Origin of the sequence: Paractinoplanes tereljensis (assembly GCF_016862435.1) — a bacterium.
GTDB lineage: Bacteria > Actinomycetota > Actinomycetes > Mycobacteriales > Micromonosporaceae > Actinoplanes > Actinoplanes tereljensis.
The window spans coordinates 448,277-461,933 of record NZ_BOMY01000002.1 but is presented as its reverse complement, the minus strand read 5'-3'; the positions used below and the strand labels follow the sequence as shown (position 1 = coordinate 461,933).

The following is a 13,657-nucleotide window of genomic DNA, read 5'->3' as shown; positions in this document are numbered from 1 at the left end:
CGTCAATTCTCGCAGCAGCTCACGCCGCCGGCCACGAAACCCTGCTGCAAGTGCAGCCGAAGCTGATCCGGTTCAGTTGCAAGCATGGGTTCTGATTTTGCAAAGATCTGACGTAGTATTCCGCCGTGACCAAACGTCTGGCCGAGGTGGCAAAGAAGGCGGGAGTCAGCGAGGCGACCGTCAGCCGGGTGCTCAACGGACGCAGCGGCGTCTCCGAGGCCACCCGCGCGTCGGTGCTGACCGCGCTCGATGTCCTGGGCTACGAGCGGCCCACCAAACTGCGGGGTGAGCGCGGCCGGCTGGTCGGTCTCGTCCTGCCCGAGTTGCAGAACCCGATCTTCCCGGCGCTGGCCGAGGTGGTGACCGCGTCGCTCGCCCAGCGCGGCTTCACGCCGCTGCTCGCGGCCCGCACGATCGGCGGTGTGCCCGAGCGCGACTACATCGAGATGCTGCTCGACCACCAGGTCTCCGGGGTCGTCTTCGCCGGTGGTTCCTACGCGCTGGCCGACGCCGAGCACAGCCACTACCGCGCGCTGACCGACCGCCGGATGCCGGTCGTCATGGTCAACGCCGGCGTCGATGACCTGGGCTTTCCGCACATCTCGACCGACGACGCGGTGGCCGTCGAGCAGGCCTACGGGCATCTGCGATCCCTTGGCCACCAGCGGATCGGCATGGTGATGGGCCCCGAGGACCACGTGCCGTCCCGCCGCAAACTGGCCGCGCTGGAGAAGATCGCCGGCGACGACTGGCTGGTCGAACGCACCAACTTCTCGATGGAGAGCGCCCGGCTGGCCGCCGGCCGGCTGATCGAGCGCGGCGTCACCGGCATGATCTGCGCGAGCGACGTGCTGGCGCTCGGGTCGATCCGGGCCGCCCGGCGTCTCGGCCGGGACGTGCCGGCCGATGTGTCGATTGTGGGCTTCGATGACTCAGCGTTGATGACGTGCACCGACCCGCCACTGACCACGGTGCGGCAGCCGATCGAGATGATGGGCCAGGCGGCCGTCGATCTGCTGGTCAATCAGATCGAGGGCAGCGGGGTGCAGCCGGACGAGCTGTTGTTCGAGCCGGAGCTCGTGGTGCGTGGGTCGACCGGGCCAGCACCGAGCTGACCAGGTAATTCTCCTAACAAAGGGCGGGCCTTCGGGCCCGCCCTTCTACTTTTGCGCTGCGGTCGCGTTTTTTCTCATGTCAGTCGCCTTCTTGCGTAACACGGTTCGTCTTTGTATCGTCACCTCCACGAAACATGACGGCGAGACCCAGGTCACACCGATTGCCGTCAGTGACGAATGCGCAGCTCACCGAGGCCAGACATAAGAAGGGTTGGACAGCATGTCCGTACCGCAGTACCGGAAGGTTGCGGCGATCGCGCTCGTGGCCGGCCTGGGATTCAGCCTTACCGCCTGCTCCACCAAGGGCGATGACGACTCCGGGAAGTCCGCCGCCGGCAAGACCGTGATCACGGTCGACTGCCAGCCCGACGGCTCGCAGAAAGACCTCTTGAAGAACTGGAACGACGACGTCGCGGCGTTCGAGAAGGAAAACCCCGACATCACGATCAAGAGCGTCAGCGTCGGCCAGCAGTGCAACAACCCGCCGGACTTCACCGCCCGCCTCACCGGCGGCACCCAGACCGACGTCTTCTACGGTTACATGACCGACCTGCAGCAGGTGCTGGACTCCGGCCAGGCGCTGGACATCACCCAGTACGCGACCAAGGACAACATCCCCAGCTGGGACAGCGTCGACCCGGCGCTCAAGGCGGTCTTCACCGACGGCGGCAAGATCTACGCCGTCCCGACCAAGAACTACTCGATGGGTCTGCTCTACAACAAGACCCTCTTCACCAAGGCCGGTCTGGACGTCAACAACCCGCCCAAGACCTGGGCCGATGTCCGTACGGCGGCCAAGAAGATCGCCGCCCTCGGCGGCGGGGTCTCCGGCTACTCGGAGTACAGCGCCGGCAACACCGGTGGCTGGCACTTCACCGCCGAGCTCTACTCGCAGGGCGGTCAGATCCTGTCGGCCGACAACAAGAAGGCCGACTTCAACAACGCCCAGGGCAAGCAGGTCCTGCAGAACCTCAAGGACATGCGGTACGGCGACAACAGCATGGGCACCCGGCAGCTGCTGCAGTGGGCCGACCTGCTGACCAACGCCGCCGGTGGCAAGGTCGGCATGTTCGTCGGCGCGCCCGACGCGACCACCGCGATCGTCCAGCAGTTCCAGGGCAAGTACCAGGACTGGGCGATGGCCCCGCTGCCCGGCCAGGACGGCGCGGCCAAGGGCACGCTGGGCGGCGGCGAGGGTTACTTCTTCCGCAAGGACCTCACCCCGGAGCAGGTCAAGGCCGGTCTCAAGTGGATCGCCTTCGAGAAGCTGACGCCGGGCAAGGGCCAGTTCGACTACGCCCGGGCCAAGACCCAGAACCAGCCGGTCGGCCTGCCCCAGCCGCTGCTCTTCGCGAACGGCACCGAGGCGCAGAAGCAGGAGCTCGACGCCCGCAAGGCCAACCAGAACGTGCCGAGCGAGAACTTCGGTCTCTTCGAGGCCACCCCGGTGCCGATCAAGGGTGAGCCGGTCAACGCGCAGGCCATCTACGCGGTGCTCGACAGCGCGATGTCCGGGGTGCTGACCAACCCCAACGCCAACATCGACGAGCTGCTCAAGACCGCCGAGACGAAGACCAACCAGCTGCTGGCTTCGAACGGCTGACACGTGCGGGGGCCGAAAGGCCCCCGCACCCCTTCTCTACTGCAGGAGCTTTCGTTGGCGACGATGACCAGCGTCCCGGAAACCAAACGGACACCCCGGGTGTACGCGGTGAAGGTGCAGACCCGCCGGGGGCGCAAACTTCGGGACAACCTCACCGGTTACGCGTTCCTGATCGGGGCGATCTTCTGCTTCGCCCTGTTCTCCTGGTTCCCGATGATCCGCGGCATCGTGATGAGCTTCCAGCACACCAAGCGCGGCGTGACCAGCTGGGTGGGCTTCGACAACTACACCCGGATCGTGCAGGACCCGAGCTTCTGGACCGCCTGGAAGAACACCTTCTATTTCACGGTCCTGGCCCTGATCCTCGGTTACCTCGTCCCGTTCGTGGTGGCGATCCTGCTCAACGAGCTGCGGCACGGCAAGGGCTACCTGCGGATCCTGGTCTACCTGCCGGTGATGCTGCCGCCGGCCTCGGCGCTGTTCCTGTTCAAGTACTACGCGTACGACCCGAGCGACGCCGGCCTGTTCAACGCCATCCTCAAGTTCCTGCACCTGCCCACGTCGGAGTGGATGCAGTCGCCGACCATGACGATGCCGGCCATGGTGCTCGCCTCGACCTGGATGAACATGGGCGGCGCGGTACTGATCTATCTGGCCTCGTTGCAGAACATCCCGGGCGAGCTGTACGAGGCGGCCGAGCTGGACGGCGCCGGGATCTTCCGGCGGATCTGGAACGTGACGATCCCGCAGACCCGGCTCATCCTCGCGCTGCTGGCGATGCTGCAGATCGTCGCCACCATGCAGGTCTTCATCGAGCCCCTGATCCTGGCCAACGGCGCCGGCACCCAGGACTCGGCGACCTCGGTGGCCTACCTGATCTACCAGCACGGCTTCTTCCAGAACGACCTCAACGGCGCCGCGGCACTCGGCGTGATCATGCTGCTGGTGCTGGCCGCCTTCTCCGCCGTGTACGTGCGACTGACCACGAAACAGGACTGAGACGATGTCGCGAACCCTCATCTCCCAGGCGCAACTGCGGCGCGGCCGCGGCCGGTTCCTCTACTGGACGATCCTCACCGCCGTCATCGTCGTCTTCACCCTGGTCTTCATCGGCCCGCTGTACTGGATGGTCACCGGCGCGTTGAAGAGCGGCCAGGAGATCGCGCAGACCCCGCCGACGATCTGGCCGAAGGACCCGCAGACCCAGAACTACACCGACGCGTGGAACAACCTGAACCTCGCCAAGCTGATGTTCAACACGTTCTACTACGCGGCCGGCGCGGTGGTCTTCCAGCTCATCTTCGACACCGCCGCGGCGTACGCCCTGTCCAAGCTGCGGCCGATGTTCGGCAACGTGATCCTCGGCGCGATGCTGGCGACCCTGATGATCCCGGCGATGGTGCTGATCGTCCCGCAGTACGTGACCGCGATCGACCTGCCGCTCGTGCACGTCAGCCTGATCGACTCGCCGTGGGCGCTGTGGCTGCCGCTGGTCGCCAACGCGTTCAACATCTTCCTGCTCAAGCGGTTCTTCGACTCGATCCCCGAGGACCTGATCGCGGCCGCCCAGGTGGACGGCGCCTCGCCGCTGCGCACGCTCTGGTCGATCATCCTGCCGATGTCCCGGCCGATTCTCGGCGTGGTGTCGATCTTCGCGGTCACCTACGTCTGGAAAGACTTCCTCTGGCCGAAGCTGGTCATGCCGTCACCGGAGACGCGCACGCTCAGCGTCGGCATCTACGCCTTCTCCGGCGGCACCCCGATGAACGTGGTCGTCGCCGCTTCGGTCATCGCCGCCATTCCCACGGTGATCATTTTCTTGATCTTCCAGCGGAACATCATGGCCGGTTTGACCACGGGCAGCCTCAAGGGCTGAAACCCTAAATATCACTAGAAATTGGGTCCGGGCTTACCGGGCCGACTCACCCATGCGAGAAAGCAGGTGCTCGTGTCCACAACCGAGTGGTGGCGTAGCGCGGTCATTTACCAGGTGTACCCGCGGAGCTTCGCCGACACCGACGGCGACGGCATCGGGGACGTCCAGGGCATCCGCGCGCACCTGGGGCACCTGCGTGACCTGGGCGTCGACGCGATCTGGATGAGTCCGTGGTACCCCTCGCCGATGGCCGACGCCGGTTACGACGTGGCCGACTTCCGCGACATCGACCCGGCCTTCGGCACGCTCGCCCAGGCCGAGGCCCTGATCGAGGAGGCGCACGCGGTCGGCATTCGCATGATCGTCGACATCGTCCCGAACCACATCTCCAGCGAGCACCCGTGGTTCAAGGCGGCCCTGGCCTCACCCGACGCACCGGAACGGGACTATTTCTGGTTCCGGCCGGGGCGTGGCGAGAACGGCGACGAAATGCCGACGAACTGGAGGGGGGAGTTCGGCGGCACCACCTGGACCCGTACACCCGATGGGTCTTGGTATTTGCATCTCTTCACACCCGAACAGCCGGATCTGAATTGGGACCACCCGGACGTGCGGGCCGAGTTCGAGAGCATTCTTCGATTCTGGTTCGACCGCGGCGTCGACGGCATCCGGATCGACTCGGCGGCTCTGCTCTTCAAGGACCCGTTGTTGCCGGAGGTGGTCGACGGCGCGAAACACCCGTTCCACGACCTCGACGAGGTGCACGACGTCTATCGTGCCTGGCGGCGGGTGGCCGACGAATATCCCGACCGCGCCCTGATCGGCGAGGTCTGGATGCCCGAGGTCGAACGATTCACCAATTACCTGCGCCCGGACGAATTGCACGCGGCGTTCAATTTCGATTTCCTCGGCTGCGCCTGGGACCCGCGACTGATGCGCGAATGCGTCGACCGCACCCTCGACGCGCACCTCGCCATCGGCGCCCCGGCCACCTGGGTGCTGTCCAACCACGACGTCACCCGGCACGTCACCCGCTACGGCCGGGCCGACACCACGTTCAGCTTCGACAACAACCTCGACGGCACCCCCGTCGACCTCTCGCTCGGCACCCGGCGGGCCCGTGCGGCCGCGCTGCTGTCCCTATCGCTGCCCGGCGGCACCTACATCTACCAGGGCGATGAGCTCGGTCTCTGGGAGAACGAGAGCATCCCTTTCTCCAGTTTTCAAGATCCGATGTGGGCGCGGCGCGGGCACAGCCGGGACGGCTGCCGGGTGCCGCTGCCGTGGAGCGGCGACGAACCGCCGTTCGGCTTCAGCACCGCCGAGCCCTGGCTGCCCCAACTACCCGAATGGAAGGACCTGACCGTCGAGGCGCAGACCGGCGACCCCACCTCGATGCTCGAGCTCTACCGCGAGGCCATCGCCCTGCGCCGCACCGAGGACGGGCTGCACCGGCCCGCCATGTCCTGGCTGGACCTCGGCCCCGAGGTCCTGGCCTACACCCGAGGCGACCGGTTCGCCTGCGTCGTCAACATGTCCGGCTCCCCGATCCCCCTGCCGGACCACGAGACCTCCCTGCTCGCCAGTGGCCCACTCGACGGTGACCGCCTCCCCCAGGACACCGCCGTGTGGCTGCGTTTGACGGCCTGACAGGGAGCCGGGGGCTTTTCACGGAAGAAAGGCTCGCTCCCGCTATGCCTCGATTCAAAAGACTCCTTGCCGCGTCCGCCGCGGCGGGAGTCGTAGCCGCCATCTTCTCCGTCCCCACCGCAGCCTCCGCCGCCGGCCCGAACCTGGCGGCCGGCAAGACCTTCAGCGCCAGCAGTTACGCCGATGTCTACGGCGCCGGTAACGCCGGCGACGGCAACGCCAACACATACTGGGAGAGCAGCAACAACGCCTTCCCGCAGTGGCTGCAGGTTGACCTGGGCTCCGCCGTCCAGGTCAACCAGGCGGTGCTGAAGCTGCCGCCGGCCACCGCCTGGGCCACCCGCACCGAGACCCTGACCGTCCAGGGCAGCACCGACGGCTCGTCGTTCTCCTCGCTGAAGGCATCGGCCGGCTACACCTTCAACCCCGCCTCCGGAAACACCGTGACCATCGACTTCACCGCCGCGGCCGCGCGCTTCGTCCGGCTGTCGTTCACCGGCAACACCGGGTGGCCCGCCGGGCAACTGTCCGAGCTGGAGGTCTACGGCCCGGTCACCGGCGGCGACACCCAGGCGCCGAGCGCGCCCGGCGGACTCGCCTACACCCAGCCCGCGTCCGGGCAGATCAGGCTGGCCTGGTCGGCGTCCACCGACAACGTCGGGGTGACCGGCTACGACGTGTACGCCAACGGGGTGCTGCGCACCAGCCTCGGCGCGGGAGTGCTCACCTACACCGACAGTCAGCCGGACAGCGCGACCGTCGCCTACTACGTGCAGGCCAAGGACGCGGCCGGCAACGTGTCGGCCGCGAGTAACACGGTCACCCGCAACGGCACTTCTACCGGTGGGACCAACCTCGCACTCAACGCGCCGATCGAGGCGTCCTCGACCATCTTCACGTTCGTGGCCACCAACGCCAACGACGGGAACACGGCCACCTACTGGGAGGGCAGCGCGTACCCGGCTCTGCTCACCGCGAAGCTGGGCGCGAACGCCACCCTGCAGCAGGTCGTGGTCAAGCTCAACCCGGACAGCTCGTGGGGCACCCGGCAGCAGACGTTCTCGATCCTCGGCCGGGAGCAGAGTTCCTCGGCCTTCACCACGCTGGTCGGCTCGGCCACCTACACCTTCAACCCGGCCTCCGGTAACACCGTGACCATTCCGGTCAGCGGGACCGCGGCCGACGTCCGGCTGTCCTTCACCGCCAACACCGGCGCGCCGAGCGGCCAGGTCGCCGAGTTCCAGGTGATCGGCGTCGCGGCACCCAACCCGGACCTGACCATCACCGGCCTGTCGTTCGCGCCGGCCGCGCCGGTCGAGACCGACGCGGTGACCCTGTCGGCCGTCGTCCGCAACGGCGGTGCGGCCGCCGCGGCCGCCACCAACGTCAACTTCTACCTGGGTACGACGAAGGTCGGCACCGCCACCGTGGCCGCACTCGCGGCCGGGGCATCGGCGACCGTCTCGGCCAACATCGGTGCCCGGGACGCCGGCTCCTACCCGCTGTCCGCCAAGGTGGACGAGTCGAACGCGGTGATCGAGACCAACGAGGCGAACAACGCGTTCACCTCTGCGTCGAACCTGGTGGTGACCCCGGTCAGCAGCTCCGACCTGGTCGCCTCGGTCGTCTCCTGGTCGCCCGGCAACCCGGCGGCCGGCAACACGGTCACCTTCTCGGCCACGATCAAGAACCAGGGCTCGGCGGCCTCGGCCTCCGGCGCGCACGGCATCACCCTGACGATCCTCAACGGCTCGACCGTGGTGAAGACGCTGACCGGCTCCTACACCGGAACCCTGGCCGCCGGCGCCTCCTCGCCGGCCCTCGACCTCGGCACCTGGACCGCCGTGAACGGCAAGTACACGGTCCGCACGGTGATCGCGGTCGACGCCAACGAACTGGCCGTCAAGCAGGCCAACAACACCGCCGAGAAGCCGTTCTTCGTCGGTCGCGGCGCCAACATGCCGTACGACATGTACGAGGCCGAGGACGGCACGACCGGCGGCGGCGCGGCCGTGGTCGGTCCCAACCGGACGGTCGGCGACCTGGCCGGCGAGGCGTCCGGCCGCAAGGCCGTGACCCTCAACCAGACCGGGGCGTACGTGCAGTGGACGTCCCGCGCGGCCACCAACACGATCGTTGCCCGGTTCTCCATCCCGGACGGCACCACCAGCTCGATCAACGTGTACGTGAACGGCAGCCTCAACAAGACCCTGCCGCTCTCCTCGAAGTACGCCTGGCTGTACGGCGACGAGACCGCACCGCAGAACTCCGGCTCCAACCCGCGGCACATCTACGACGAGGCGAACATCCTGCTGACCGGCTCGTTCCCGGCTGGTAGCACTATCAAATTGCAGAAGGACGGCGCCAACTCGGGCACCATCGCGATCGACTTCATCAACCTGGAGCAGGTCGCGGCGCTGGCCAACCCGGACGCCTCCAAGTACGTGGTGCCGGCCGGCTTCGACCAGCAGTCGGTGCAGAACGCCCTGGACACCGCGCGGCAGGACACCACCAAGCTCGGTGTCTACCTGCCCGCCGGTGACTACCAGACCTCCAGCAAGCTGCAGGTCTACGGCCGGCCGATCGTGGTGACCGGCGCGGGTCCCTGGTACACCCGGTTCTACACGCCCGCTACTCAGTCGGAGACCGACGCCGGCTTCCGGGCCGACTCGGGCGCGAACGGCTCGACGTTCAAGAACTTCGCGTTCTTCGGCAACTACACGACCCGGATCGACGGGCCGGGCAAGGTGTTCGACTTCGCGAACGTCTCCGGCATCACCATCGACAACATCTGGGCCGAGCACGTGGTGTGCCTCTACTGGGGCGCGAACACCGACAACATGGTCATCAAGAACACCCGGATCCGGGACACGTTCGCCGACGGCATCAACATGACCAACGGCAGCACCGGCAACCTGGTCGACAACAACGAGGCCCGGGCCACCGGCGACGACAGCTTCGCGCTGTTCTCGGCGATCGACGCGGGCGGCTCCGACGAGATCAACAACACCTTCCAGAACCTCACGTCGATCCTGACGTGGCGGGCGGCGGGCGTCGCGGTCTACGGCGGGTACGCCAACACGTTCAAGAACATCTACATCGCGGACACCCTGGTCTACTCGGGCATCACGATCAGCTCGCTGGACTTCGGTTACCCGATGAACGGTTTCGGGGCCGACCCGCCGACGGTGTTCGACAACATCTCGATCGTCCGGGCCGGCGGCCACTTCTGGGGCGCGCAGACCTTTCCGGCGATCTGGGTGTTCAGCGCGTCGAAGGTGTTCCAGGGCATCCGGGTGAGCAACGTCGACATCGTCGACCCGACCTACTCCGGAATCATGTTCCAGACCAACTACACGTCGCCCACCTCGCCGCAGTACCCGGTCAAGGACACTACCTTCACCAACATCACGATCAGTGGTGCGCAGAAGAGCGGTGACGCGTACGACGCCAAGTCCGGTTTCGGCATCTGGGCCAACCCGCTGCCCGAGTCGGGTCAGGGCCCGGCGGTCGGCACGGCGACCTTCACCAACCTGCAGTTCAGCAACAACTACCGGGACATCGAGAACACCACGAGCACGTTCACCATCGTGCGCAACTAGTACCCCGCTCCCATCCCCAGAAGGAGGGGCCCGCACCGCGTCCGGTGCGGGCCCCTCCGCTCGTAAAATGTCCCCATGGAGAGCGTGAAGCTGCCGGACGGGCGAGTGCTGGAATATCTGGTCGAGGGCCCCGCGGACGGACTGCCGCTGGTGCTTCATCACGGCACCCCGGGCGGCGCGGTCTCCCGCGAGTCGCTCTTCCCGCCTGGCGTCCGGGTCGTGATGATCAGCCGCCCCGGCTATGCGACCTCGACCCCGCTGCCCGGCCGAAGAGTCGCCGACGCGGCCGCCGACACCGCCGCCGTGCTCGACGCGATCGGCATCGCCGAGTTCGTGACGGTCGGCTGGTCGGGCGGTGGTCCGCACGCCCTGGCCTGCGCCGCGCTGCTGCCGGACCGCTGTCTCGCCGCGGCCACCATCGCCGGCGTGGCGCCCTACGGCGTCGAGGGCCTCGACTGGTTCGAGGGCATGGGCGCGGAGAACATCGAGGAGTTCGGCAAGGCGCTGGCCGGCCCGGCCGAGCTGGAGGCGTCCCTGGCCGAGGCCGAGGGCTCGTTCGCCCAGGTGCAGCCGGACGAGGTCATCGCCGCGTTCGGCGACCTGGTCTCCGAGGTGGACAAACGGGCGCTGGCCGACGGCTTCGCCGAGTACCTGGCCCGGTCGCTGCGGCACGCCCTGTCCGGCGGGACGGCCGGCTGGCGCGACGACGACCTGGCCTTCTGCAAACCCTGGGGCTTCGACGTGGCCGGCATCGAACCGCCGGTCTCGCTCTGGCAGGGCGACCAGGACCGGATGGTGCCGTACGGGCACGGTCGCTGGCTGGCCGCCCACCTGCCGCAGCCCGAGGTGCACCTGGTCCCGGGCGAGGGCCACATCTCGCTGGTAAACAACATGAACCAGATCGTCGAGACGCTCCGCCGGCAGGCGGCGGTCTGAGCCCGGCCCCGCCGCGCGGGCGGGGCCGGAATCTCGTCAGGCCTCGGGCTCGAGCTCCGGCTCGGGCTGGGGGACTTCGCGCAGGTGGCGGTTGTGGCGCGGCTCCTGCTTCGACTTCGAGTCGTTCAGTTTGCGGCGCAGGTCGTCGCGGCAGTCCATGACGGCCGCGTGCAGCTCCTCCAGCGACGAGGTGGTGACGATCTTGTCGCGACCGCCGATCCAGCACTCGAGGGTGACCTTCTGACCGCGGGCCTCGCGGTCCTTCACCGAGATCTCCAGTTCCGTCGCGTCGGCGTGGAACGAGGCCAGCCGGGCGTCCAGGGTGGCGAACAGCTCGGTCAGCCAGATGCGGTCGCCCTGGCTGAAGCCGGCGCCGACCCGCAGGCAATCCTCGACGGTCGCCGGGTTGCTGACGGCACTCATGAGACCTCCTCGTGGTGGACAAGTGGGACAAGGCGCCCTGTGCCCGGAGATCGGTCTTCACAAACGCGTAATGAAATTGTTCAATGTCTGGGAGCGCTCCCAACGCCACCGAAGGGGCTCCCCATGCGCCGTACCCTCCTCGCCCTGGTCTTGATCTTGGCCGGGCTCTTCGCCTTTGCCGGCCGGCCGGCCGAAGCCGCCGGCGCCTACAACTACGGCGAAGCCCTGCAGAAGTCGATGTTCTTCTACCAGGCCCAGATCGCCGGCAAGAAGCCCGCGTTCAGCCAGGTGTCCTGGCGCGGCGACGCGGCCCTCAAGGACGGCTCCGACGTCGGGCTCGACCTCACCGGCGGCTGGTTCGACGCCGGGGACCACGTCAAGTTCGGGTTCCCGATGGCCTTCACGACCACGATGCTCGCCTGGGGTGCGGTCGAGTACCGCGATGCCTACGCTTCGTCCGGCCAGCTCACGAGCTTCCTGAACAACCTCCGGGTGCCGAACGACTACTTCATCAAGGCGCATCCGTCCGCCAACGTGCTCTACGGGCAGGTCGGCAAGGGCGACGACGACCACAAATGGTGGGGCCCGGCCGAGGTGATGCCGATGGCCCGGCCGGCCTACAAGATCGACGCCACCTGCGGTGGATCCGACCTGGCCGGGGAGACAGCTGCGGCGATGGCCGCCAGCTCCATCGTTTTCCGGCCCACCGACGCGGCGTACGCCGACAAGCTGCTCGCCCACGCGAAGACGCTCTACACGTTCGCCGACACCGTGCGGAAGGCGTACAGCGACTGCATCACCGACGCCGCCTCGTACTACAAGTCGTGGAGCGGTTACCAGGACGAGCTGGTCTGGGGCGCGATCTGGCTGTACCGCGCGACCGGCGACGCTACGTATCTGGCCAAGGCCGAGAGCCTGTACGACGCGCTCGGCACCGAGCCGCAGACCACCACGCACTCCTACAAGTGGACGATCGCCTGGGACAACAAGCAATTCGGGGCGTACGTCCTGCTGGCCAACCTGACCGGCAAGCAGAAGTACATCGACGACGCCAACCGGTGGCTCGACTGGTGGACGGTCGGGGTCAACGGCGAGAAGGTGCGTTACTCACCCGGCGGGGAGGCGGTGCTCGACAGCTGGGGCTCGCTGCGCTACTCGGCCAACACGGCTTTCGTGGCGCTGGTCTACAGCGACAAGACCGGCGACGCCACCCGCAAGACGCGCTATCACGATTTCGCGGTGCGGCAGATCAACTACGCCCTCGGCGACAACCCGCGGCAGTCCAGCTATCTGATCGGCTTCGGCGCCAACGCGCCGAAGAACCCCCATCACCGTACGGCCCATGGCTCCTGGTGGGACAACATGACGGTGCCCACCGAGACCCGGCACGTGCTGTACGGCGCCCTGGTCGGCGGGCCGTCCACCAACGACGACGCCTACACCGACTCGCGCAGCGACTACGTGATGAACGAGGTGGCCACCGACTACAACGCCGGCTTCACCTCGGCGGTGGCCCGGCTCTACAACGAGTACGGCGGCGCGCCTCTCGCCGGGTTCCCGCAGGCCGAGACCCCGGACATGGACGAGATCACGGTCGAGACCACGGTCATGCAGGCCGAGACCCGCAGCACCGGGCTCAAGGTGATGATCTACAACAAGTCGGCGTACCCGGCGCGGGCGCTGACCAGCGCGACCTACCGGTACTACTTCCGCCGCGAGGGCACCGTCGCGCCGGTGGTGACCCCGGGTTACACCCAGGGCTGCCCGTCGCCGTCGACGGCGACGCAGGTGTCCGGCGATCTCTGGTACGTCGAGGTGAACTGCGCCGGCTACACCATCGCGCCGGCCGGCCAGTCCCAGCACCGGATGGAGGTGCAGTTCAAGGTCGGCGTGGCCGAGGGCGGCACCTGGGACCCGGCGAACGATCCGTCCTACGTGACCGGAACCGCGACCAACAAGAACGTGCCGCTGTACGAGGCGGGCAAGCTGATCTGGGGCCAGGAGCCGAGCGGGACGACGCCGACCACCTCACCGACGCCCTCCCCGACCACCTCGTCGCCGTCACCGTCGCCCTCCGTCACGACCAGCCCGACCACGTCCCCGACGCCAACGCCTACCCCGACCGCCTCGGCCGGCTGCCGGGTCACCTACAGCGTCAACGACTGGGGGAGCGGCTTCACCGGGACGGTCACCGTCGCCAACACCGGCACTAGCGCGTGGACCGCGTGGAACCTGGGCTTCGCGTTCGCCGGCAACCAGAAGATCAGCCAGGGCTGGTCGGCCACCTGGACCCAGAGCGGCACCCAGGTAACCGCGACCAGCCTGTCCTACAACGGCGCGGTCCCGGCCGGTGGCTCCACCAGCGCCGGCTTCAACGGCACCTACACCGGCAGCAACCCGGCCCCGTCAGCGTTCACCGTCAACGGCCTGACCTGCACGCGGGGATAGCCGA

General features: G+C 67.6%; 9 protein-coding genes. 8 read left to right on the top strand and 1 reads right to left on the bottom strand.

Translation table 11 applies throughout. The features are described from left to right. The first annotated feature begins 125 nt into the window (after positions 1–125). The 7 genes from Ate02nite_RS03385 (at position 126) to Ate02nite_RS03355 (ending at position 10,782) form a co-directional block, all read left to right on the top strand. On the top strand, positions 126–1,115 hold the full coding sequence (locus Ate02nite_RS03385) for a LacI family DNA-binding transcriptional regulator (protein WP_203798534.1): 990 nt from the start codon (positions 126–128) through the stop codon (positions 1,113–1,115). A 220-nt stretch (positions 1,116–1,335) separates the two neighbouring features. Then, positions 1,336–2,718: an ABC transporter substrate-binding protein gene (locus Ate02nite_RS03380; protein WP_203798533.1), complete on the top strand. Its 1,383-nt coding sequence runs from the start codon at positions 1,336–1,338 to the stop codon at positions 2,716–2,718. Between the two features lie 54 nt (positions 2,719–2,772). Further along, entirely contained in the window at positions 2,773–3,717 is a 945-nt protein-coding gene (locus Ate02nite_RS03375) for a carbohydrate ABC transporter permease (protein WP_438871149.1), read from the top strand. 4 nt (positions 3,718–3,721) lie between these two features. Continuing rightward, the gene (locus Ate02nite_RS03370) at positions 3,722–4,594 is read left to right on the top strand and encodes a carbohydrate ABC transporter permease (protein ID WP_203798526.1); all 873 of its coding nucleotides are present in this window, start codon (positions 3,722–3,724) and stop codon (positions 4,592–4,594) included. 72 nt (positions 4,595–4,666) lie between these two features. Next, entirely contained in the window at positions 4,667–6,244 is a 1,578-nt protein-coding gene (locus Ate02nite_RS03365; protein WP_438871148.1) for a glycoside hydrolase family 13 protein, read from the top strand. 44 nt (positions 6,245–6,288) lie between these two features. Next, entirely contained in the window at positions 6,289–9,846 is a 3,558-nt protein-coding gene (locus Ate02nite_RS03360; protein ID WP_203798524.1) for a galactose-binding domain-containing protein, read from the top strand. A 75-nt stretch (positions 9,847–9,921) separates the two neighbouring features. Further along, a complete protein-coding gene (locus Ate02nite_RS03355) occupies positions 9,922–10,782 on the top strand; it encodes an alpha/beta fold hydrolase (protein WP_203798523.1) in 861 nt (286 codons plus the stop codon). A 36-nt stretch (positions 10,783–10,818) separates the two neighbouring features. Here the strand turns inward: Ate02nite_RS03355 and Ate02nite_RS03350 are convergent, their stop codons facing one another. Next, a complete protein-coding gene (locus tag Ate02nite_RS03350) occupies positions 10,819–11,205 on the bottom strand; it encodes an HPF/RaiA family ribosome-associated protein (protein WP_203798521.1) in 387 nt (128 codons plus the stop codon). A gap of 123 nt (positions 11,206–11,328) precedes the next feature. Between Ate02nite_RS03350 and Ate02nite_RS03345 the strand changes: the two genes are divergently transcribed. Beyond that, positions 11,329–13,653 carry a glycoside hydrolase family 9 protein gene (locus Ate02nite_RS03345; protein WP_203798519.1) on the top strand — a complete coding sequence of 775 codons (2,325 nt, stop codon included), beginning with the start codon at positions 11,329–11,331 and terminating at the stop codon, positions 13,651–13,653. Positions 13,654–13,657: the final 4 nt, after the last annotated feature.

Excerpts from the sequence above, each read along its gene's own strand:
- Ate02nite_RS03355 (WP_203798523.1), top strand. The coding sequence starts at position 9,922 with ATGGAGAGCGTGAAGCTGCCGGACGGGCGAGTGCTGGAATATCTGGTC.
- Ate02nite_RS03370 (WP_203798526.1), top strand. The coding sequence starts at position 3,722 with ATGTCGCGAACCCTCATCTCCCAGGCGCAACTGCGGCGCGGCCGCGGC.
- Ate02nite_RS03360 (WP_203798524.1), top strand. The coding sequence starts at position 6,289 with ATGCCTCGATTCAAAAGACTCCTTGCCGCGTCCGCCGCGGCGGGAGTC.
- Ate02nite_RS03345 (WP_203798519.1), top strand. The coding sequence starts at position 11,329 with ATGCGCCGTACCCTCCTCGCCCTGGTCTTGATCTTGGCCGGGCTCTTC.
- Ate02nite_RS03380 (WP_203798533.1), top strand. The coding sequence starts at position 1,336 with ATGTCCGTACCGCAGTACCGGAAGGTTGCGGCGATCGCGCTCGTGGCC.
- Ate02nite_RS03350 (WP_203798521.1), bottom strand. The coding sequence starts at position 11,205 with ATGAGTGCCGTCAGCAACCCGGCGACCGTCGAGGATTGCCTGCGGGTC.